17 protein-coding genes and 1 tRNA gene are annotated in these 21,503 nt (G+C 57.2%); 7 read left to right on the top strand and 11 right to left on the bottom strand.

Annotation, left to right across the window (positions count from 1 at the left end; translation table 11 throughout):
- Positions 1 to 60 precede the first annotated feature (60 nt).
- The 3 genes from bioA to purL form a co-directional block, all read right to left on the bottom strand.
- Positions 61 to 1,368: an adenosylmethionine--8-amino-7-oxononanoate transaminase gene (bioA, locus tag ELB75_RS07750; protein WP_126983436.1), complete on the bottom strand. Its 1,308-nt coding sequence runs from the start codon at positions 1,366 to 1,368 to the stop codon at positions 61 to 63.
- Positions 1,369 to 1,509: 141 nt separating this feature from the next.
- Positions 1,510 to 1,749 (bottom strand): hypothetical protein, encoded by a 240-nt coding sequence (locus ELB75_RS07755; protein ID WP_126983437.1) that lies wholly within the window; start codon positions 1,747 to 1,749, stop codon positions 1,510 to 1,512.
- Between the two features lie 64 nt (positions 1,750 to 1,813).
- Complete coding sequence (purL, locus tag ELB75_RS07760) at positions 1,814 to 5,767, bottom strand: phosphoribosylformylglycinamidine synthase (protein WP_126983438.1); 3,954 nt, start codon at positions 5,765 to 5,767, stop codon at positions 1,814 to 1,816.
- A gap of 358 nt (positions 5,768 to 6,125) precedes the next feature.
- Between purL and ELB75_RS07770 the strand changes: the two genes are divergently transcribed.
- The 4 genes from ELB75_RS07770 (at position 6,126) to ppc (ending at position 12,029) form a co-directional block, all read left to right on the top strand.
- A complete protein-coding gene (locus ELB75_RS07770) occupies positions 6,126 to 6,464 on the top strand; it encodes a P-II family nitrogen regulator (RefSeq protein ID WP_126983440.1) in 339 nt (112 codons plus the stop codon).
- 145 nt (positions 6,465 to 6,609) lie between these two features.
- Positions 6,610 to 7,374, top strand: a complete 765-nt coding sequence (locus tag ELB75_RS07775) for a hypothetical protein (protein WP_126983441.1) — start codon at positions 6,610 to 6,612, stop codon at positions 7,372 to 7,374.
- Positions 7,362 to 9,299 carry a prolipoprotein diacylglyceryl transferase family protein gene (locus ELB75_RS07780; protein WP_126983442.1) on the top strand — a complete coding sequence of 646 codons (1,938 nt, stop codon included), beginning with the start codon at positions 7,362 to 7,364 and terminating at the stop codon, positions 9,297 to 9,299. Before ELB75_RS07775 ends, ELB75_RS07780 begins: the two co-directional genes overlap by 13 nt.
- A gap of 21 nt (positions 9,300 to 9,320) precedes the next feature.
- On the top strand, positions 9,321 to 12,029 hold the full coding sequence (gene ppc, locus ELB75_RS07785; protein ID WP_126983443.1) for a phosphoenolpyruvate carboxylase: 2,709 nt from the start codon (positions 9,321 to 9,323) through the stop codon (positions 12,027 to 12,029).
- Positions 12,030 to 12,096: 67 nt separating this feature from the next.
- On the opposite strand, the gene ELB75_RS07790 is transcribed toward ppc, so the two are convergent.
- The 3 genes from ELB75_RS07790 to ELB75_RS07800 form a co-directional block, all read right to left on the bottom strand.
- Positions 12,097 to 12,171: transfer RNA gene (locus ELB75_RS07790), tRNA-Arg, on the bottom strand.
- Between the two features lie 19 nt (positions 12,172 to 12,190).
- Positions 12,191 to 12,637 (bottom strand): DUF441 domain-containing protein, encoded by a 447-nt coding sequence (locus ELB75_RS07795; RefSeq protein ID WP_126983444.1) that lies wholly within the window; start codon positions 12,635 to 12,637, stop codon positions 12,191 to 12,193.
- A 24-nt stretch (positions 12,638 to 12,661) separates the two neighbouring features.
- Entirely contained in the window at positions 12,662 to 13,636 is a 975-nt protein-coding gene (locus ELB75_RS07800) for a polyprenyl synthetase family protein (RefSeq protein ID WP_126984246.1), read from the bottom strand.
- 379 nt (positions 13,637 to 14,015) lie between these two features.
- Here ELB75_RS07800 and ychF point away from each other — a divergent pair, with 379 nt between their 5' ends.
- The 3 genes from ychF to ELB75_RS07815 all read left to right on the top strand — a co-directional run bounded on the left by ychF (position 14,016) and on the right by ELB75_RS07815 (position 17,208).
- Positions 14,016 to 15,107: a redox-regulated ATPase YchF gene (gene ychF / locus ELB75_RS07805; protein ID WP_126983445.1), complete on the top strand. Its 1,092-nt coding sequence runs from the start codon at positions 14,016 to 14,018 to the stop codon at positions 15,105 to 15,107.
- Between the two features lie 153 nt (positions 15,108 to 15,260).
- A complete protein-coding gene (locus ELB75_RS07810; RefSeq protein WP_241236053.1) occupies positions 15,261 to 16,124 on the top strand; it encodes a hypothetical protein in 864 nt (287 codons plus the stop codon).
- 202 nt (positions 16,125 to 16,326) lie between these two features.
- Positions 16,327 to 17,208 (top strand): carbohydrate kinase family protein, encoded by an 882-nt coding sequence (locus ELB75_RS07815; protein WP_126983446.1) that lies wholly within the window; start codon positions 16,327 to 16,329, stop codon positions 17,206 to 17,208.
- A 272-nt stretch (positions 17,209 to 17,480) separates the two neighbouring features.
- Here the strand turns inward: ELB75_RS07815 and lepB are convergent, their stop codons facing one another.
- The 5 genes from lepB to lepA all read right to left on the bottom strand — a co-directional run bounded on the left by lepB (position 17,481) and on the right by lepA (position 21,382).
- On the bottom strand, positions 17,481 to 18,521 hold the full coding sequence (lepB, locus tag ELB75_RS07820; RefSeq protein WP_126983447.1) for a signal peptidase I: 1,041 nt from the start codon (positions 18,519 to 18,521) through the stop codon (positions 17,481 to 17,483).
- A 90-nt stretch (positions 18,522 to 18,611) separates the two neighbouring features.
- The gene (locus tag ELB75_RS07825) at positions 18,612 to 18,923 is read right to left on the bottom strand and encodes a hypothetical protein (protein ID WP_126983448.1); all 312 of its coding nucleotides are present in this window, start codon (positions 18,921 to 18,923) and stop codon (positions 18,612 to 18,614) included.
- A 128-nt stretch (positions 18,924 to 19,051) separates the two neighbouring features.
- Positions 19,052 to 19,378 (bottom strand): hypothetical protein, encoded by a 327-nt coding sequence (locus ELB75_RS07830; RefSeq protein WP_126983449.1) that lies wholly within the window; start codon positions 19,376 to 19,378, stop codon positions 19,052 to 19,054.
- A 45-nt stretch (positions 19,379 to 19,423) separates the two neighbouring features.
- Complete coding sequence (locus tag ELB75_RS12505; protein ID WP_164726746.1) at positions 19,424 to 19,561, bottom strand: hypothetical protein; 138 nt, start codon at positions 19,559 to 19,561, stop codon at positions 19,424 to 19,426.
- A 27-nt stretch (positions 19,562 to 19,588) separates the two neighbouring features.
- Positions 19,589 to 21,382, bottom strand: a complete 1,794-nt coding sequence (lepA, locus tag ELB75_RS07835; protein ID WP_126983450.1) for a translation elongation factor 4 — start codon at positions 21,380 to 21,382, stop codon at positions 19,589 to 19,591.
- Between the last annotated feature and the right edge of the window lie 121 nt (positions 21,383 to 21,503).

Here is a 21,503-nt window from a genome sequence, read left to right on the forward strand (position 1 = left end):
GTTTTCCTCTCTGCAAACAGGCTACCTGAAAATTTCAGGTAGCCTTCAGCGCGTGTAGCATTATTCTGGCTGCGGCCATGCTTCGCCGTATTCCTCCGACACTGCCGCCAAGGTCTGTTCGGCCAAGAAATCCAATTCCTGCTGGCTGATCACAAACGGCGGCATCAGATACACCAGCCGCCCGAACGGCCGCACCCATACGCCCTTTTCCACCAGCCGCGGCTGCAGGGAAGCCGTGTTGACCGGCTGCGCCATCTCCAACACGCCAATCGCACCCAGCACCCGCACTTCGCGCACGCAACGCCATTGCGCCGCCGCAGCCAGCTTACGCCGCAGCGTTTGCTCGATATTGGCCACCCGCTGCCGCCACGGGCTTTCCCGCAGCATCGTCACGCTCTCGGCCGCCACCGCGCAGGCCAGCGGATTGGCCATGAAGGTGGGGCCGTGCATAAACGCGCCCGCCTGGCCCCGGCTGATGGCTGCGGAAATTTCCTCGGTGCACACCGCTGCCGACAAAGTGAGATACCCGCCGGTGAGCCCCTTGCCCAGCAAGATAATGTCCGGCACCACGCCGGCGTGTTCTAAAGCAAACATCTCACCGCTGCGGCCGAAGCCGGTGGCGATTTCGTCAAAAATCAGCAGCACGCCGTATCGGCTGCACAATGCCCGCGCCTGCCGCAGGTATTCGGGATGGTAGAAATACATTCCGCCCGCCCCTTGTACCACCGGCTCTAAAATCAGCGCCGCCAATTCATCGTGTTTTTCTGCCAACAAGCTTTCCAACGGGCGGATGCTTTCAGGCTGCCATTCGCCGTGGAACGGGCTGGCCGGTTGCGGCAGGAAATACTGCACCGGCAGGCTGCTCGAAAACAAGCCGTGCATGCCTTCTTCCGGGTCGCATACCGACATGGCATGCCAGGTGTCGCCGTGATAACCGGCGCGGATGGTGGCGAATCGGCAGCGTTTACCCTGCCCCACAGCGTGCTGGTATTGCAGCACCATCTTCATCGCCACCTCCACCGCCACCGAGCCGCTGTCGGCATAAAACACTTGGTTGAGGGCCGGCGGCAGCAATTCCAGCAGCAACTGTGTGAGCCGCACCGCCGGCTCGTGAGTGAGCCCGCCGAACATCACGTGGCTCATCTTCGCCAACTGTGCGGCGGCCGCAGCGTTGAGGCGCGGGTGGTTGTAGCCGTGCAGCGCCGCCCACCATGAAGAAGTGCCGTCCACCAGCCGTTTGCCGTCGGCCAGCTCGATGCTGCAGCCTTCCGCCCGCGCCACGGCATACACCGGCTGGGTGTTGGGCATGGCGGCGTAGGGGTGCCAAATGTGGCGGCGGTCGATTTGCGTGAGGGTTTCCCAATTCATGATGAGGCTACCTGAAAAATATCGGGCTGGCTTGCCCGCTTATATAGTGGATTAACAAAAATCAGGACAAGGCGGCGAGCCGCAAACAGTACACACGTTACGGCAAGGCGAGCCAACGCCGTACTGGTTTTTGTTAATTCACTATAAAATCGAATCAAATCCTTCAAACACGACCTGACGCGGCGCGGCTCGCAGGGCGGCGGTGGCAGCGGATTCGCGGGTGAGATTAAACCAGGCTTCGTCTAGCGAGCGGCCGATTAAGAAGGATTCTTCCCTGAAGTCGAAAGCATAAATATCGAATTCGTCGTGGCTCGGCCTGCTTTCAATATCTCCGACATGCTTTTCTCCGTTTTCACCATGATTAAGGCTACCTGAAAACATCAGTTCCAACGTCGTAAAAATGTAGAAGCCGATATTTTCAGGTAGCCTTGTGTTGCCCGACAGCCTAGCCCAGCACCTTCCGTGCCGTAGCAAACATCCGATACCAGCCGGCCAGTTCGCTGTCGCGCCACTCTTCCGGCAGCCAGCTCATCTGCGCGCTGCGGTACACACGTTCGGGATGCGGCATCATGATGGTCACGCGGCCGTCGGCAGTGGTAACGGCGGCGATGGCATCGGGCGAGCCGTTGGGGTTGAGCGGATAGGTTTGGGTGGGTTTGCCCTGCCCGTCGATATATTGCATGGCGGTTTTCAGGCTGCCTGAAACTTGGTTTTTAGCTAGCCCCAAGTGGGCAAAATCGGCGCGGCCTTCGCCGTGGCTAACCACCACGGGCAGGCTGCTGCCTGCCATATCGGCCAAAATCAGCGAGGGCGATTGCGGCACGCGCACCATGCTCAGTCGAGCTTCAAACTGTTCGGATTCGTTACGACGGAACTTCGGCCAATTATCGGCGCCGGGGATGATTTCAGCCAGATTGGCCATCATTTGGCAGCCGTTGCACACGCCGAGTGCGAGGGTGTCTGGTCTAGCGAAAAATTCGGCGAACTGGTCGCGCAGTTTGCTGTGGAACAAGATAGATTTCGCCCAGCCTTCGCCCGCGCCCAGCACATCGCCGTAGCTGAACCCGCCGCAGGCGGCCAGCATTTGGAAGGTGTCGAGTTTCACGCGGCCTGCCATCAGGTCGGACATATGCACATCATAGGCATCGAAACCGGCGCGGGTGAAGGCGGCGGCCATTTCCACTTGGCCGTTTACGCCCTGTTCGCGCAGGATGGCGATTTTAGGTTTTGCCCCGCCGTTGATAAACGGCTTGGCAATATCCTGTTTCACATCAAAGCTTAAATCGGCAAACAGCCGGCTGCGTTCCTTGTCGGCCAGCAAGGCAAATTCGCTGTCGGAGCAGGCCGGGTTGTCGCGCAGGCGTTGGATTTGGTGGGAAGTGGACTGCCAAGCACGTTGTAAATCGACAAGGGCTTCGTCAAACAAAGTTTCTCCGTCACTCACAACCGTGAAATTGCTGCCGCAATGCGCCTGTCCGATGCAGTAAGCCGCGTTGCCCAAACCCTGTTTATCGAATGCCGCCATCACATCGGCAAAATCCTGCTTCCGCACCTGCAATACCGCGCCCAGCTCTTCGTTGAATAATGCAGTCAGATGGGCAAGCGGCAACACTTCTTCCACAATCGCGTTCGGCAGTTTGCGTTCCCATTCTTTAAACAGAACCTGCGCGTATTCATCGATATTCGCTTCCAACCCGCTCCGGCCGGCAAACGCCATTTCCGCCAGCGTGGCAAACAGGCCGCCGTCGCTGCGGTCGTGGTAGGCCAAGAGTTTGTCTTCCTGCACCAGCTGCTGAATCACGTCGTAAAACTTTTTCAGGTAGCCTGCTTCGATGTCGGGCGCTTCGCCGCCCAATTCGCTGTACACCTGCGTTAAGGCCGAGCCGCCCATGCGGGCTTTGCCCTGCCCCAAATCCACCAGCAGCAGCATACTGTCGGCCACTGGTTTGATATCCGGCGTAACCGTTTTGCGCACGTCCTGCACGGGGGCGAAGGCGGTGGCAATCAGGCTCAACGGCGACACCACGGATTTTTTCTCCGCGCCGTCCTGCCACACGGTTTTCATGGAAAGGCTGTCTTTGCCCACCGGGATGCTCACGCCGATTTCCCGGCACATCTGAGATACGGCTTCCACCGTGCGGTAGAGTTTCTCGTCTTCGCCCGCATTGCCGCAGGCGGCCATCCAGTTGGCGGAAAATTTGATGTTGCCGATATTGCCGATATTAACCGCCGCGATATTGGTAATGGCTTCGCCGATACACATCCTGCCCGAAGCGGGCGCGTCAAACAGCGCGGCGGCGGGTTTTTCGCCCATGGCCATCGCTTCGCCGCGATGCGTATCGAAGCCCATGATGGTCACGGCGCAGTCGGCCACTGGGGTTTGCCAGCGGCCGACCATCTGGTCGCGGTGGGTCAAGCCGCCCACGCTGCGGTCGCCGATGTTGATGAGGAAGTTTTTCGCAGCCACGGCCGGCAGTTGCAATACGCGGTAGGCGGCTTCCTTCAAATCGATATGGCTACCTGAAAACGGTTTTTCAGGCTGCTGTCGCGTTTTATCGGTGCGCGTGGTCTTGGGCGGTTTGCCGAGCAATACGTTCAGCGGCAAATCTACAGGCTTATTGGCAAACAAATCGTCGCGCACCTGCAAATGCCCATCGTCGGTAGCCGTGCCAACCACGGCAAACGGACAGCGCTCGCGTTCGCAAATGGTGCGGAAAGTGTCCAAATCTTTTTCCAGAATCGACAATACATACCGCTCCTGCGCTTCATTACACCAGATTTGCAACGGCGTGAGGCCGTGCTCTTCCAGCGGCACATCGCTCAGCTTAAACACCGCACCACGCCCGGCATCGTTTACCAATTCGGGGAAGGCGTTGGACAAGCCGCCCGCGCCCACGTCGTGAATGGCGATAATCGGGTTGGCCGCGCCGAGCTGCCAGCAGCGGTCGATCACTTCCTGCGCGCGCCGTTCGATTTCGGGGTTGCCGCGCTGTACGGAGTTGAAATCAAGCGAAGCATCGTTTGCGCCCGTGTCCATCGACGAAGCCGCACCGCCGCCCAAGCCGATGAGCATGCCCGGCCCGCCGAGCTGCACCAAAAGCGCGCCTTCGGGGATTTCGTGTTTATGTGTTTGTTCTGCCTGAATATTGCCCAAACCGCCGGCAATCATAATCGGCTTGTGATAGCCGCGCATTTGGCCGTCGAACTCGGCTTCAAAGGTGCGAAAATAGCCCAACAGGTTCGGGCGGCCGAATTCGTTGTTGAACGCCGCGCCGCCGATGGGGGCTTCAATCATGATGTCGAGCGGAGAGGCGATGTGGGCGGGCTTGCCGTAGCCGCCTTCCCAAGGCTGTTTCAAATCGGGGATATTGAGGTTGGAAACCGTATAGCCGGTGAGGCCGGCTTTGGGGCGAGCGCCGCGCCCTGTTGCGCCTTCGTCGCGGATTTCGCCGCCCGCACCGGTGGCCGCGCCAGCAAACGGCGCAATCGCCGTGGGGTGGTTGTGCGTTTCCACCTTCATCAGGATATGCGTGTCTTCTTCGTGAAAACGGTAGCCCTGTTCGGCCAAGGCATCGGGATAAAACCGGGCGATTTTCGCGCCTTCGATTACCGAAGCGTTGTCTTTATAGGCCACCACCGTGCCGGCCGGCGCGGCTTCGTGCGTGTCGCGAATCATGCGGAACAGCGATTTTGGCTGCTTCTCGCCGTTTAAGATAAAGTCGGCATTGAAGATTTTGTGGCGGCAGTGTTCGCTGTTGGCCTGCGCGAACATCATCAATTCCACATCAGACGGATTGCGGTTTAAAACCCGATAATTGTCCAGCAGATAATCGATTTCGTCGGGCGAAAGCGCCAAGCCTAAATCAGTATTGGCTTTTTCCAGTGCGGCACGGCCGCCTGAGAGCACATCTACCGTATCGAAGGTTTGCGCTTCGGGATGGGCGAACAATTTAGCGGCTACCTGAAAATCGGGCAGCACGGATTCGGTCATGCGGTCGTGCAGCAAAGCCGCCCATTGCTGCTTCTGCGCTTCGGAAAGGCTACCTGAAAGCCACACTGCCATGCCGCGCTCGATGCGCTTGATTTGGGTAAAGCCGCAGTTTTTCGCAATTTCCGTGGCTTTGGAGGCCCAAGGCGAAATCGTGCCGATGCGTGGGGTGACCAAGAATAAATGCAGGCTACCTGAAGACTGCGGCAATTCCGATGCCACCTGCCCCGCCAGCAAGGCTTCCAGCTTTTCCGCATCTGCCGCATTCAAGCCTTCGGCGCAATCAGCAAAATACCAATATTCACTGCGGATTTCGGCTTCAGGCAGCCTCAAAGCAGCCGCTTTTTGCAGCAGTTTTTCAACACGGAAACCGGAGAGGGCGCGCTCGCCGCGCAGGAAGAGGATAGGCATGGGCAGACTCGCATGAAGAGGATTGGGAGGCGTGATTATACGCCAAGTCTGCCCTAATCTGTCGGCGGAGTGAGCCAATTGAAAGCACTGCTGCCTTGTGGTAGCGTTATAGCTAAACCACTTATTTCTTCATACTGCGTTGGCTCGCCTTGCCGTACTATAGTGGATTAACAAAAATCAGGACAAGGCGGCGAGCCGCAGACAGTACACACGTTACGGCAAGGCGAGCCAACGCTGTACTGGTTTAAATTTAATTCACTATACTTGTACTGTCTGCGGCTCGCCGCCTGGCATGAAGAAATAATTGTTTCAGCTATAAACCATACAGACCTTATATACCAACCCACCCGAGGAACCCATGAAGAAAATCGAAGCCATCATCAAACCGTTCAAACTCGATGACGTGCGCGACGCGCTCACCGATATCGGCGTAAACGGCATGACCGTAACCGAAGTAAAAGGCTTCGGCCGCCAAAAAGGTCACACCGAAATCTATCGCGGCGCGGAATATGCAGTGGATTTCCTGCCCAAAGTCCGGCTGGAAATCGTGCTGGAAGACAGCATGGTCGAGCAGGCGGTGGAAGCCATCGTGCAGGCGGCCAACTCCGGCAAAATCGGCGACGGCAAAATCTTCATCCTACCGGTGGAAGGCGTGGTGCGCATCCGCACCGGCGAGCGGGACGAAGCCGCGCTGTAAGCCGTTTCCTTCCGGCCAGCTGCCGCTTAAACTGCAATCAAACAGTATGCCGGCCGTGCCAGCCAAGGCTACCTGAAAATATCGGCTGGCACGAAACTGCTATTTTTCAGGTAGCCTCATCCGGCCAAATAGTTTTTCTCCCATCATGTTCCGCCTGCGCAAACATTATTTCGACGGCATTGATGCTGCCGGCAACGCATTGATTGCCTATGCAGCTGAGCTTCATTACCACGGCATCAAGCTGCCCTATTCAGCCCTGATTTTCAGTCCGGCCCACGGCTGCACCATCGAATGCAGCTGCCTGAGCGCATCACAACTATCTCCCAACAGAATCTGGCAACCCAAACTTGGCCTCGAAGGCCGCTGGCAGGCTTTGTCTGATGGCATCCGGCTCACCTTGCCGTCCGGCAGCAAACGCCGGCTCGTTTGGCATGCCCACACGCCCAATGCCCATTTTCAGGTAGCCTTAAACGGGCAGGAATACAGCGGCTTGGGTTATGCCGAAACGCTGGAAATGGATTTTTGGCCGCAACAGCTGCCGTTATGCGAGCTGTATTGGGGGCGTTTCGTATCGGAGCAGCACTATGTGGTGTGGATCGAATGGCGCGGCGAAGTGCCGCTGAAACGTTTGTACTACAATGGCGTGCTAACTGAAGATTTCGTGCTGGAAGCCGGTGGGCTCACAGCGCCCGCATTCGGCCTGCATCTGGAGTTTGCTGCACCGGAAACGATAAAAGATGAGCCGCTGCTGGCCATTGTAGCGCGCAACCCATTGTTGCGACTATTGTTCAGCCGCAGATTTTTATCCAGCCGCGAACAAAAATGGAAGAGCCGCGCCACCTTGAGGCTACCTGAATATATTGCCGTGGAAGGCTGGGCCTTATACGAGAGAGTGTTATGGCGAAAATAAGCGTTACCCTGCAAAAAATTGTTTATGCCTTGGTATTCTGCCTGTTGCTGCCGCTGCTGCTGCAATATTGGGCACGGCATACTTCGGAGGTGGTGCGGCTGCCGGTACCGCCCTACCCGCTGGTCGGTGCGCTACTGGCGGCGGCCGGGCTCTCGTTAATTCTGTGGGCAATGCACAATCTGTGGTACCGCGGCGGCGGCCTGCCAATGAATGCGTTTCCGCCACAACATTTTGTGGCTTCCGGCGCCTACCGCCTGTGCCGCCACCCGATTTATACCGGCGCCGTCATGCTTTGTACGGGCACGGCGCTGTATGCGCAATCACCCGGCGGGCTGTGGCTGGTATCGCCGCTGTTTGCACTGCTCATTGTGGCTTATGTTGTCGGCTTTGAGCGCGAGGTGATGGCCAAGCAGTTCGGCGCCCGGCCGATGCTGCACTACGGCTTGTTCAGCCTGCCGCCGGATAATGGGCATGAGGCGGCTTTCTCCAGGCGGCTGTTGCTCGGACTGAAAGTTTGGCTGGTATGGCTGCTGCTGTATGAAGCGTTTGTGTGGCTGGGTGTGCCGCCCGATGCGTGGTATAGCAACGGCGCTTGGGATGAGGTTGTGCCGCTGTGGGGCTTCAGTGTGGTATTTTATGTGCTGCTTTATCCGTGGGCCGGGCTGCTGCCGCTGTGGTTGCGGCAAAACCACCAGCTACGCGGTTTCGTCCTAGACGTATTCTATGGCATAGCACTGATTTTCTATTGTTATCTGATTATTCCGGCCGCCGTTCGTTATGGCAGGCTACCTGAAAATACTTTATGGCTGCGCTGGATTGCCCTGGGGCGTGAGTATGATAGCGCCGCAGCGGCGCTGCCTTCGTTTCATGTGTTTTGGGCGCTGTTGGCCGCACGATATTCTTGCCTATGCCGCCCGCAGTGGCGTATGGTATGGGCTTTGCTGGCGGCGCTGGTGATTATCAGCTGCCTGACTACGCACAACCATACCTTGACCGATGTGTTAGCCGGGATGGTCGCTTATTGGGCAATCCGATACCGGCAGCCGATCTATCGCGCCCTGTTGCGTGTTGCCGAATATATTGCCAACTCGTGGCACGAATGGCGCTTTGGCCGCCTGTGGCTGATTAACCACGGCTTCTATGCCGCATTGGGCGGCGTGTGCGGTTTTCTGGTGTTGGCTTATCTGCTGCCGCAGTATTTGTGGGCAGTGTGGCTGCTGGGGGTGGCCGGGTTTATCGGCGCGGGCTTATGGGCACAATGGGTGGAAGGCTCATCGGCGCTGCTGCGCCCGTTTGGCTACTACGGCAGCGTGTTCGGCATCGTGCTGGCCGGCTGTCTGATTGCCGCCGGTTCGGATTTGGGCGGTTGGACGCTACTGGGCGCGGCCGCGCTGGCTGCCTGCCCCATCCAGCTGTTCGGCCGCTGCCGTTGCCTGATTCAGGGCTGCTGCCACGGTATCCCCACCGATATGCCGGGCATCCGCTTTTTCCACGATAAATCGCGTGTGTGCAAACTGGCCGGCTGGCAAGGGAAAAATCTGCACCCCACCCAATTTTATTCCATCGCCGCCAATTTCCTGAGCTTTTTCCTGCTGTGGCGCTTATACCGGCTGCAAATGCCTGCTTCGTTTATCGCCGGTATGTATTTGATTCTCAGCGGCGCGTTCCGCTTTGTGGAAGAATCGCTGCGCGGCGAACCGCAAACACCGTATTTTCTCGGCATGCGCGTATACCAATGGCTGGCTCTGGCATCGGTGCTGGCGGGCATCTTGTTTACCTGTCTGCCTTCGGCTCCGCTGTTTTCAGGTAGCCTTCCTGCCGGCTGGCCGCTGCATGCCATTGCCTATTTTGTATTGATCTGGTGCGTGTACGGCTTGGATTACCCAAACAGTACATTGCGTTTTTCCCGGCTAACCCAAGAATAACCCTCTGCAAAGGAATACCCCATGATGTCCGAACCTTCCGGCCACACCCCCTACAAAGACGCGCCGCTCTTCGACGACGTTGCCTTCCTCACCGGCGCGCTGCAAACCGTGCTGGCCGCGCAAACCGACTGCCCCGTGCAGGAAGCCGTGGCCGCACTGCTGGGCGGCGAAGCGCCGCAAGACATGGTGGTGCGCAGCCTGCCGCAGCTCAACGACCAACAACTGGAAGACCTCATCCGTGCCTGCGGCCTGTTTGCGCAAATCCTCAATATTGCCGAAGACGCGCACCACCAGCGCCGCCGCTTAGCGCACAGCCAAACCCGCGACAACGCCAAATCCACCTTCGGCCACACCCTTGATTTGCTGCAACAGCAAGGCGTAAGCGCCGAAGCCTTGCAGCAGCAGCTTGATCACACCGAAGTGGTCGCCGTGCTCACCGCGCACCCCACCGAAGTGCAGCGCCAAACCATCCTCACCCTGCACCGCCAAATCCGCAACCTGCTCGACCAACGCGCCAACCAGGCCGGGCAGAGCGAAGAGCGTTTGCGGCAGCAGGTGCAAACCATGCTGTGGACGCTTTGGCAAACCAATGAAAACCGCCATTTCAAAATCACGGTGGCCGACGAAATCAGCAACGGCATCATGTATTTCCCGCTCAGCTTCTTCAGCGCCGTTCCCGGCGTATACCGCAAGCTGGAAACCGCCCTTCAGGCAGCCTTTCCGCACACCCGCCTGCCCAATGTGCTGCACATCGGCGGCTGGATCGGCGGCGACCGTGACGGCAACCCTTTCGTTTCCGCCGACACCCTGCGCACCGCCTTCGCCCAGCAGGCCAGCGCCGTGTTCCGCTTCTACCGCAGCCAGCTCTACAAACTGTATGAAGAGCTGCCGATGTCGATCCGGCGCGTGAACGTAAGCCCAGAAGTGCTGGCTTTGTCGGCCAAATCGCCCGACACCGAACGCGCCCGCGAAGAAGAGCCCTACCGCCGCGCCTTGGCCTACATCCTCGCCCGCACCGTGGCCACTGCGCGCCGTTTTGGCAGCGGACTGGGCAGCCTGTTCGGCCTGCTCGAACCGTATGACACGGTAGAGGAATTTCTAGCCGACTTGCACACCGTGCACGCTTCCCTATGCGCCAACGGCAGCCGCCTGCTGGCCGACGGCCGCTTGGCCGACCTGATCCGCGCCGCTTCCGTGTTCCGCTTTTATCTGATGCCGCTGGATTTGCGCCAACACGCCCAGAAGCATATTGATGTGGTGGCCGAGCTCTTTGCCGCCGCCGGCTTGGAAGACTTCGCCGCACTGAACGAAGCCGAGCGCGAACGTGTGCTGCTGCGCGAGCTGTCGTCCCCGCGCCCGCTCTACAGCCCGTTTGCCCAATACAGCGAAGATACCGAACACGAGCTGGCCATCTTCCGCGCCGCTGCCGAAATTAAAGCGCAATTCGGCGAAGACGCCATCCGCCAAAGCATCATCTCCAATGCCGAAAACGTGAGCGAAATGCTTGCCTTGGCCTTGATTATGAAAGAAACCGGCCTGCTGCGCCTGAACGCCGAAGGGCTACCTGAAAGCCGGCTCAATATCGTGCCGTTGTTTGAAACCATCGAAGCGCTGCAAAACTGCATCGGCGTGATGGATCATCTGTTCTCCCTGCCTTGGTACCGCCACCTGCTCGCCGGCCGCAGCAATATTCAGGAAATCATGCTCGGCTATTCCGACAGCAACAAAGACGGCGGCTATGTAACCAGCCAATGGGTGCTGTATCAGGCCGAGCAGGCTTTGGTGAAACTGTTTGCCAAACACCAAGTGCGCCTGCGCCTGTTCCACGGGCGCGGCGGCAGCGTGGGCCGCGGCGGCGGCCCCTCCTACGAAGCCGTGCTGGCACAACCCGCCGGCAGCGTGGCCGGGCAAATCCGCATCACCGAGCAGGGCGAAGTCATCACCGCCAAATATGCCGATGCCGACAATGCCGAGCGTAACCTCGAAACCTTGGTGGCCGCCGCACTGGAAGCCAGCCTGCTGCCGCACCGCACCGAAGAGCCCGATGCCGCGCTGATGCAGTCGCTCTCCGACGCCGCCTTCGCCTACTACCGCGAGCTCATCACCCATCCCGATTTCGTGGGCTACTTCCTGCAAACCAGCCCGATCAACGAAATCGCCAGCCTCAACATCGGCAGCCGCCCCGCCAGCCGCAAAACCCTGGCGCGGATACAGGATTTGCGCGCCATTCCCTGGGTGTTCTCCTGGACTCAAAACCGCCTGATGCTGCCTGCCTGGTATGGCTTCGGCAGTGCTGTTGAACAGCTCTTGCGCGACAACCCTGCCAATCTCGAGCACCTGCGCCATATGGTGCAGCACAGCGCCTTCTTCCAAGCCATGCTCTCCAATATGGAGCAAGTGATGGCCAAAGCGGATTTGGACATCGCCCGCGCCTACGTCGGCCTGGCCGACCAGCCGCAAGCCGCCCAAGCCATGTTTGAGCGCATTGCAGGCGAGTTCGAACGCAGCCGCCGCGCCTTGCTGCAATTAATCGAGCAAGACCATCTGCTCACCGACAACCGCAGCCTCGCCCGCTCCCTGGCTCTACGCATTCCCTATCTGAACGCGCTCAACTGGCTTCAGGTAGCCCTGCTCGCCCGCTTGCGCCAGCATCCGGGCAACCCGCAGCTCATCCACCTGATCCACCTCACCATCAACGGCGTGGCACAAGGCTTGCGCAATACGGGTTAATCCCCATTCCCTGCAACGGCAGGCAAGGAAAAGGCTACCTGAAACATTTCAGGTAGCCTTTTCATCATGGCCCCGCCGACAGGAATCGAACCTGTATTTTACGCTTAGGAGGCATACGTTCTATCCATTGAACTACGGCGAGAAATACTCAAACTTTCCAATCAAACTTTTCCGACAATAAGCGACAAAATCCCCGCGGCAATCAGCGGCCCCACCGGAATGCCGCCCAAAAACGCCACGCCGATAATCGTGCCCAGCAGCAGGCCGGTTACCAACACCGGCTGTTCGCTCATCAGCGGCACACCGCGCCCGGCCAGCCAGGCCACCAACACGCCCACCAAAACTGCCGCCAGCATTTTCCAGCTCATCAAACCGGCCAAACCGGGAAACTGGATTCTGCCTGACACCAGCGGGCTGAGCACGCCGATGGTGAGCAGAATAATGCCGGCCTGAACGCCGTATTGTTCAGCCAGCGGGATATAGCGCGCCAGCACGGTTTGCTGCATCAGGAGCAACACAGTGGCCGAGATGGTGATGGATTGGTTGTTGCTGAGCACACCCAACAAAATCAGCAGCACCAAAAACAGCGGGATAACATTCAGATGCAATTATATATCCCCGAAAAAAGGCCGCTATGATACACGCGCCAGCGATTCTTCGGCAAGCTGCCGCATCGCCTGCGATACTTCATTATCCGGCAATGCAGCCAGGCAGGATAAGGCCTCGTCCACCGCCTTGCGCGCCTCGCCCACGCAATAGGCCAGCGCATCGGATTGCACCACATGGGCATGAATCTGCTCGAAATAGCTGCGGTCGGCGTGCTCCAAGGCATGGCGCACGGCATCGGCCACCGGCGGCTCGGCGTTTTGCATCAGATAAATCAGCGGCAGGGTCGGCTTGCCTTCGGCCAAATCATCGCCCACGTTTTTGCCGATTTCTTCAATGTTGCCGGAATAATCCAACACATCATCAATAATCTGGAAGGCGGTGCCGATGTGGCGGCCGTAGTCTTTCAGCGCGGTTTCCTGCTCGGGCGTGGCGCCGGCCAAAATCGCGCCCACTTGTGCGGCGGCTTCAAACAATTTGGCGGTTTTGTATTGGATTACCTGCACATATTCGGCTTCGGTGATGTTGGTGTTGCCGATATTCATCAGCTGCAACACTTCACCCTCGGCGATGATGTTGGTGGCATCGGCCATCACGTCTAAAATCTTGAGGCTGCCTGAAGACACCATCAGCTGGAAGGCGCGGGTGTAGAGAAAATCGCCCACCAACACGGCAGCAGCGTTGCCGAACATATTGTTTGCCGTTTTCCGGCCGCGCCGCAACTCGCTTTCGTCCACCACATCGTCGTGCAGCAGGGTGGAAGTGTGGATGAATTCCACCATCGCCGCCAGTGCGTAGAGCGGGTCTTCATCGTAACCCAGCACCTTGCCGGAAAGAATGGTAAGCACCGGCCGCAGCCGCTTGCCGCCGGCGCTGATGATGTAGCGCCCGATTTGCGAAATCAGCGCCACTTCCGATTGCACCGCGCGCTCAATCACCGCGTTAACGCGGCTCAAATCGCGAGGCAGGTGTTGCTGGAAATAAGGCAGGTGTCCAAGCATGGTGATGTGCGGCTTTGTATGGTTATCGGCATAATGCCAAAGCACTTACTCTTTCCTAGCTACGTGAAGAAATAACCGCTTTGGCTATACGGCCGGGCAAACACGCCGGCCAAACAGGGGCGGCATTATAGCAGCCTTATGGGCAAACTGCCTATTTCCGCCCCACCACGCAGGCTACCTGAAAACACAGCTTCAACGAAGTGGCCCGATATTTCGCCGCAGCCGAAGCCGCGTTTCTGCCCGGCCGTCATCCCGTGCGGCTATTTTCAGCCCACCTCAAACCGCTTAAAGGCTACCTGAAAACCCAAACCGCAGCTTTCAGGTAGCCTTCTATGTTAAAATCCGCCGATTTTAATCTAACGGCATTTAAGGAACACACATGAGCATGAAATGCGGCATCGTCGGCCTGCCCAACGTCGGCAAATCCACCCTCTTCAACGCGCTGACCCAATCGGGCATCGAAGCGGCGAACTATCCCTTCTGCACCATCGAACCCAACGTCGGCATCGTCGAAGTGCCCGACCCGCGCATGGCGGAGCTGGCGAAAATCGTCAATCCGCAAAAAATGCAGCCCGCGATTGTGGAATTTGTGGACATTGCAGGCTTGGTTGCCGGCGCGAGCAAAGGTGAAGGCTTGGGCAACCAGTTCCTCGCCAACATCCGCGAAACCGACGCCATCGTCAACGTGGTGCGCTGCTTCGACGACGACAACATCGTCCACGTTTCCGGCAAAGTCGATCCGATTGCCGACATCGAAACCATCGGCACCGAACTGGCTTTGGCCGACCTCGCCAGCGTGGGAAAAGCCGTTGTGCGCGAAGAAAAACGCGCCCGCTCCGGCGACAAAGACGCGCAAAAATTGGTGGAACTGTGCAAAAAAATCCTGCCGCACCTCGACGAAGGCAAACCCGTCCGCTCTTTCGGTTTGGACGCGGAAGAACTCGTCATGCTCAAACCGCTGTTCCTGCTCACCGCCAAGCCCGCCATGTATGTCAGCAACGTGGCCGAAGACGGCTTTGAAAACAACCCGCACCTCGACCGCCTGAAAGAACTCGCCGCCAAAGAAAACGCCCCCGTCGTGGCCGTTTGCGCCGCGATGGAGAGCGAAATCGCCGAGTTGGAAGACGACGAAAAAGCCGAGTTTCTCGCCGAAATGGGCTTGGAAGAACCCGGCCTGAACCGCCTCATCCGCGCGGGCTACGACTTGCTCGGCCTGCAAACCTACTTCACTGCCGGCGTGAAAGAAGTCCGCGCTTGGACCATCCACAAAGGTGACACCGCCCCGCAAGCCGCCGGCGTCATCCACACCGACTTCGAACGCGGCTTCATCCGCGCCCAAGTGATTGCCTACGAAGATTTCGTCTCACTCGGCGGCGAAACCAAAGCCAAAGAAGCCGGCAAAATGCGCGTGGAAGGCAAGGAATACGTGGTGCAGGACGGCGATGTGATGCACTTCTTGTTTAATGTGTAAAGCACATAAAGGCTACCTGAAAAAGCGATAAATAGTTTTTTAGCTTGGCAGAAAATCAGCCTTGCCGCGCCAAGACATTATTTTCAGGTAGCCCCTGATTCGTCAGGCTGCCTGAAGCCCTTTCCTTCTCAAATTAGCGTAATCCTTCGCATCATGAAGAAACTACTCCTCCTTGCCCTGCTCCTTAGCTCCGCCGCCAGCCACGCGCACACCGCGTCAGCCATGCCCCGCGCACAAACACCCGAGCAAATCGTACAACGCCACTACCGGAACTATTCGCAGCAACATCGCTGCTTCCGAGCCAGCCCATCAGATGCAGAACTGGGATACAACGCCGACTACGGCGGCGAATTCTGCATGCGCCAAACCAAACGTGAAATCCGCCAAACCGCACAGGGCAGGCTGATGTATCTGCTGTATACCGGCGACAGATTCGACTTCGGCAAGGGGGAAAGCACCGGTGGCCGGGTTCAATCCGGCTTGGCCGGTATATTTGTGCTGAAACAGGTACGCGGCGGCTGGCAGCTGCTGGCCGCCAAACCCTATATCGAAATCGGAACTTATGGTGTTGCGCCCGAAGCCAAATATTGGTCATTCCGCCAATTCGGCAGAGCGCGTTGGGGTTTTATGACGCCTATGTCCTACCTAAGCCACGGTTATGCCAGCTCGGAAATCCTTATCTTTACCCATAACGGCGCAGGCAAAGTCAGCGAAAGCCGCATCACAACCAAGACAAACAACGGTTATATTTTAGACAATTGCAGAACCAACCGTGATACCGGCCAACCCAACACTCCCGCCGAACGCCAAAAATGCCGTGGCGAATGGCACAAACTATCCGCCTCCTTCCGCATCATGCCCCACGCCCGCCCCACCGCAGGCTTCTACCCGCTGCAACTGACCGTATCCGGCTTCGACGGCTTCAAACGCTACCGTAACCAAACCTTTCTCATCCACTATAATGCCGCACAAGAAAGCTATGTTGAGCCCCGAACCTACCCCTTGGCAAACAAATAAAGAAACCAACCCGCCTATTCCCGCACTTAGTGCTGCCCCTATTCACCTGCCAGCCCAAGCCGACCCGGCCAACAATCGCATGTGCCGTAAAGCCGACCGGCAGCTTCAATAGGCAAAGCAGTAAAATGCTTGAGGCTACCTGAAAACATCCCAACCATTTTTCAGGTAGCCTCCCCCAACCCTCCAACCTTAGAAAGCAATCATGAAAATCAGCAGCTTCGGCGAAGTATTGTGGGACGACTTCCCCGGCGGCAAAGCCCTCGGCGGCGCGCCGCTCAATGTTTTGGTGCGCCTGGCTTCGTTCGGCGCGGACTGCAGCATCATCAGCCGCCGCGGCCGCGATGCCGACGGCGAAGAGCTGCTGCGCCAGATTGCCGCGCGCAACGTGGCCGCCGATTTGGTGCAAACCGATGAAGAACACGCCACCAGCCTGGTGAAAGTGCTGCTCAAGCCCGACGGCAGCGCCAGCTACGACATCGTCTACCCCTGCGCCTGGGATAAAATCTGCGCAACCGACGCAGCGCTCTCGCGCGTGGCCGAATCCGACGTGCTCGTATACGGCAGCCTCTCCGGGCGCGATCCCGTATCCCGCGCCGCGTTGGAGCAAATCCTGCCCGCCGCCCGCTTCCGCGTGCTCGATGTCAACCTGCGCAAGCCACATTACGAGCCCGAACGCGTACTCAGCCTCATGCGCCATGCCGACCTCATCAAACTCAACGACGACGAGCTCTACGAACTCTCCGCCGCCTTCGGCTCGCCCTACCACAGCCTCGAACAAAACCTGCGCTACCTCGCCGGCCACACCGACACCGCCCACATCTGCATCACCCTCGGCCAGCACGGCGCGGTATATTTCCGACACGGCAAAATCCTCGCCCACCACGGCTTCCGCGTGAGTATGGCCGATTCCGTGGGCGCAGGCGACAGCTTCCTTGCCGGTTTCCTGTTCCAAATGCTCTCCGGCGCCAGCCCCGAAGACACCCTGGCCTTCGCCTGCGCCATCGGTGCGCTCAACGTTACCCGCCACGGCGCCGTGCCCGATATTTCCCTGGCTGAAATCCAGGCGCTGATGCACCCGGAATAGCTTCAAACCTTTTCCTGGGCTGCAAGAGAAAGGCTACCTGAAAACTTAAACGCCAACGGAATAAAGTAATCCTTGGGTTTCTTTATAGTGGATTAACAAAAATCAGGACAAGGCAGCGAGCCGCAGACAGTATGAGCAATACGGCAAGGCGAGCCAACGCTGTAGCATTCTTATTTTAATTCACTATAATTCACTATAAACCGAATTTCAGGTAGCCCTTCCTTCCCATAAGCAACAAAAAACCGGCCGTTTTGGCCGGTTTGCTTTTTCCGTTAGCGGATGGTGTTGCCGATACGCGATCTGTCGCCCACATTCATCCACACGAAAAATGCTTTACCCACAATCAGCTTGTCGTCTACAAAGCCCCAGTAGCGCGAATCGGCGCTGCTGTCGCGGTTGTCGCCCATGGCGAAATACTTGCCCGCCGGTACGGTGCATTTAAAACCACTGCCGTCTGCCTCGTATTCGCAATTTTCGCGCAAACCGCTTTGGTAGCCTTTTTTGGCAGCATCATCGGCGGATTCGGCCAAGTAAGGGATGGAAACCGTGGGCGCGTTTTCATTTTTCAACACCTCGAAATGGCGGCCTTCCCAATCGGCGGAAAAGCGGGAGGATTCCAAAATCCGTTCCGGTTTGTAATCATCGGGATATTGGTAGCTGCCCACCAAATTATCCTGCTCGGTTTTACCGTTTACCGTCAGCACCTTATCGCGGTATTCCACCACATCGCCCGGCAGGCCGACAATGCGCTTGATGTAGTTGGTGTCCGGCTCCACCGGATAATTGAACACCACCACATCGCCGCGCTGCACCTGCCCCACCGGAATCAACACATTGTTCAACACCGGCACGCGGATGCCGTAGCTAAACTTGTTCACCAGCACAAAGTCGCCCTTCACCAGCCCCGGCCGCATCGAGCTGGAAGGGATCTGAAACGGCTCGGCCACAAAAGTGCGCAGCAAGAACACCACCAAAATCAGCGGAAAGAAGCTGCCCATATAATCGCGGAAATGATTGTCGTCTTGCGCGGCTTCTTCTGCATTGTCGGCCTGCCGCATACGCTGCTTGCGTGCCGCGCGCGCCCACAGCCACACCGCGCCGGTAAACAGCACCAGCAGCAGCAAAACCGCCGTGAGGCTCATCAGTTTAGCCAAAAGGCCGAACGAGCCCACCATCATCAGAAGGTAGCCCCATTGCAGGCCGCCGCTCCATTCGCCGTTTTCCTGCCGCGTTTTACCGCTCACGGCAAACAGCACGATGCCGGCCACCACAGCGGCGATGGCAGCATAAAGGATTGTATTGGATTGTTCCACTTTTATATTTTCCCGTTTGAAATAAGTTCGATCAGTTTCAGGCTACCTGAAAATCAAAAACCGCGAAGAAGCGTCGGCCACACCCGTGCCTTATCCGCCCGCATAGCCTGCCGCACCATGCGGCAGCAGCCACACAAACAGCACCCACGCCACCAACACCACCGCAATCAGCAGCCGCGCCCAAAGCGTGCGCAAAGTTTTGGCCGGGCGCCAGCAAAAAACAGTGAACACCAGCAGGCTGACCGCCATCAGCGTATAAAACGCCAACTTGGCCGCACTATCGCACGGCTGCCAGCCGTCCATATGCAGCACGGCCAAAATAATCCAAGCCAAACCGTGCGCCGTCCACACCGCCAGCGTGGCCACGCAGCGGACTAAAATGTCGATACCTTTGTTTTCCATTTTGAATATATTTCTGAAATGCTTTTATTGTTTAAACTGATAGCTTTCAGGTAGCCTCTATATCAAGGTCGTCTAACCTAAAAATTAACTCTTTGCACAGCAACATATTAAAAGGTTCTTTCTTTAATTTACGGTCCAAAATGAACAACCGTCGCCCACCAGCCAAAAATAAATGCACCAATAGCAAGAAAAGGTAAGGCACAAAATAGGATAATCAAATAAATCCGGATTCGCCTCTTATCCCATACCCATATAGGGCTTAATGGCAAAATAAGCATTAACACCATTCCTATATGTCCAACATTTCTTGCCATTTCATTCGACATTGGCACGTTTCCGAAAAGTATCGGTATCCATACCGGCGCGGTCAATGCAAAAAACGAATACACCCAGCGCAGCTTATAATGGCTCACCGGCGGCTCAGGCGGAAGTTTCTTAATTCGAATTTTTCCCATAAGCACACTCCCGATTTCAGGCTACCTGAAAACCATGCTGTGAATTCACAAACAGCCGCGCTTATAAGCCATATGGCTTTCAATATTGGCTTTGGCATCTTTCTCATCCCGCACCTGCAATTCCCAAGGAGAGGAGAAATTGCTGCCGTTTGCGAAATCTTGGATGTGGGTTTCCATAGCCATCCCGTTTTTCAGGTAGCCCGAATGCGGCTACTTATCGCCCACCTGCAAAATCGCCAAAAACGCGCTCTGCGGGATTTCCACATTGCCCACTTGTTTCATGCGTTTCTTACCGGCTTTTTGTTTTTCCAGCAGTTTTTTCTTACGCGTGATGTCGCCGCCGTAACATTTCGCCAATACGTTTTTGCGCAGCGCCTTCACATTTTCGCGAGCGATAATCTGGCTGCCGATAGCGGCCTGCACGGCGATATCGAACATTTGGCGCGGAATCAGTTCGCGCATTTTCGCCGCCAGCTCGCGGCCCCGCTGCACAGCGTTTTGGCGGTGCACAATCAGGCTGAGCGCGTCCACTTTGTCGCCGTTCACCATAATATCTAGTTTCACCAAATTGGCGGCGCGGAATTCTTTGAAATGGTAGTCCAGCGAGGCATAGCCGCGCGAAGTGGATTTGAGCTTGTCGAAAAAGTCCATCACCACTTCGTTCATCGGCAAATCATAAGTGAGCATCACCTGGCGGCCGAGATACTGCATATTGATTTGCACTCCACGTTTTTGGTTGCACAGCGTCATCACATTGCCCACGTATTCCTGCGGCACCAGGATAGTAGCGGTGATAATCGGCTCCAAAATAGATTCCACCGTGGCCAAATCCGGCAGTTTGGACGGATTTTCCACTTCGATATGTTCGCCGTTTTTCAGAATCACTTCATACACCACGGTCGGCGCGGTGGTAATCAAATCCATGTCGAATTCGCGCTCCAGGCGTTCCTGCACGATTTCCAAGTGCAAGAGGCCAAGGAAGCCGCAGCGGAAGCCGAAACCGAGCGCTTGAGACACTTCCGGCTCGAATTTTAATGAAGCATCATTGAGTTGCAGTTTTTCCAGCGCGTCGCGCAGGGCTTCGTAATCGTGGCTTTCCACGGGATACAGGCCGGCAAACACCTGGCTTTGCACTTCTTTGAAGCCGGGCAGCGGCTCGGAAGCGGGATTGGCGACCAAAGTAACCGTATCGCCTACTTTGGCTTGGCCGAGCTCTTTCACGCCGGTAATCAAAAAGCCTACCTCGCCCGCTTTAAGCTCTTGCCTGTTCACCGATTTCGGCGTAAACACACCAAGCTGCTCCACTTGGCTTTCGGCCTTGGTGGACATAAAGCGCACTTTGTCTTTCAGTTTCAGCCGGCCGTTTTTCACGCGAATCAGCATTACCACGCCGACATAGTTGTCGAACCACGAATCGATAATCACGGCTTGCAGCGGCGCGTTTTCGTCGCCTTCCGGCGCGGGAATTTTCGCTACGATTTCTTCCAGCACGTCTTCCACGCCCAGCCCGGATTTGGCCGAGCAGGTTACCGCGCCCACCGCGTCGATGCCGACGATGTCTTCAATTTCCTGCGCCACGCGGTCGGGGTCGGCGGCGGGCAAGTCGATTTTGTTCAGAACGGGCACGACTTCCACGCCCAAATCAATCGCCGTGTAGCAGTTGGCCACGGTTTGCGCTTCCACGCCTTGCGATGCGTCCACCACCAAGAGCGCGCCTTCGCAGGCGGACAGACTGCGCGACACTTCGTAGGAAAAATCGACGTGTCCCGGGGTGTCAATCAGGTTCAGCAGGTAGGTTTCGCCGTTTCTGGCTTTGTAGTTCAGCGCGGCGGTTTGCGCCTTAATCGTGATGCCGCGCTCTTTTTCGATGTCCATGCTGTCCAAAACCTGCGAACTCATTTCGCGGTTTTCCAAGCCGCCGCAGTGTTGGATGAAGCGGTCGGCGAGCGTGGATTTACCGTGGTCAATATGGGCGATGATGGAGAAATTGCGGATATTGTTCATATTCTGGCAAAAAAGTAAGCGGTCGTGATGGCAGGTAAAAGCATCGGCTTGGCCGATACGGGCTACCTGAAAAAGCGGAGCTTCAGCGAAGTTAAAACAGGGGCGGCAACGCAGCAAGCCG

The organism is Eikenella corrodens, assembly GCF_003990355.1.
Taxonomy (GTDB): domain Bacteria; phylum Pseudomonadota; class Gammaproteobacteria; order Burkholderiales; family Neisseriaceae; genus Eikenella; species Eikenella corrodens_B.

Coding starts and splice junctions, on each gene's coding strand:
- ELB75_RS07800 (WP_126984246.1), bottom strand. CDS start 13,636: ATGCTTGGACACCTGCCTTATTTCCAGCAACACCTGCCTCGCGATTTG.
- ELB75_RS07825 (WP_126983448.1), bottom strand. CDS start 18,923: ATGGAAAACAAAGGTATCGACATTTTAGTCCGCTGCGTGGCCACGCTG.
- ELB75_RS07780 (WP_126983442.1), top strand. CDS start 7,362: ATGGCGAAAATAAGCGTTACCCTGCAAAAAATTGTTTATGCCTTGGTA.
- ELB75_RS07775 (WP_126983441.1), top strand. CDS start 6,610: ATGTTCCGCCTGCGCAAACATTATTTCGACGGCATTGATGCTGCCGGC.
- ychF (WP_126983445.1), top strand. CDS start 14,016: ATGAGCATGAAATGCGGCATCGTCGGCCTGCCCAACGTCGGCAAATCC.
- ELB75_RS07770 (WP_126983440.1), top strand. CDS start 6,126: ATGAAGAAAATCGAAGCCATCATCAAACCGTTCAAACTCGATGACGTG.
- purL (WP_126983438.1), bottom strand. CDS start 5,767: ATGCCTATCCTCTTCCTGCGCGGCGAGCGCGCCCTCTCCGGTTTCCGT.
- lepA (WP_126983450.1), bottom strand. CDS start 21,382: ATGAACAATATCCGCAATTTCTCCATCATCGCCCATATTGACCACGGT.
- ELB75_RS07810 (WP_241236053.1), top strand. CDS start 15,261: ATGAAGAAACTACTCCTCCTTGCCCTGCTCCTTAGCTCCGCCGCCAGC.
- ELB75_RS07755 (WP_126983437.1), bottom strand. CDS start 1,749: ATGTTTTCAGGTAGCCTTAATCATGGTGAAAACGGAGAAAAGCATGTC.
- ELB75_RS07830 (WP_126983449.1), bottom strand. CDS start 19,378: ATGGGAAAAATTCGAATTAAGAAACTTCCGCCTGAGCCGCCGGTGAGC.
- ppc (WP_126983443.1), top strand. CDS start 9,321: ATGATGTCCGAACCTTCCGGCCACACCCCCTACAAAGACGCGCCGCTC.
- ELB75_RS07815 (WP_126983446.1), top strand. CDS start 16,327: ATGAAAATCAGCAGCTTCGGCGAAGTATTGTGGGACGACTTCCCCGGC.
- ELB75_RS12505 (WP_164726746.1), bottom strand. CDS start 19,561: ATGGCTATGGAAACCCACATCCAAGATTTCGCAAACGGCAGCAATTTC.
- bioA (WP_126983436.1), bottom strand. CDS start 1,368: ATGAATTGGGAAACCCTCACGCAAATCGACCGCCGCCACATTTGGCAC.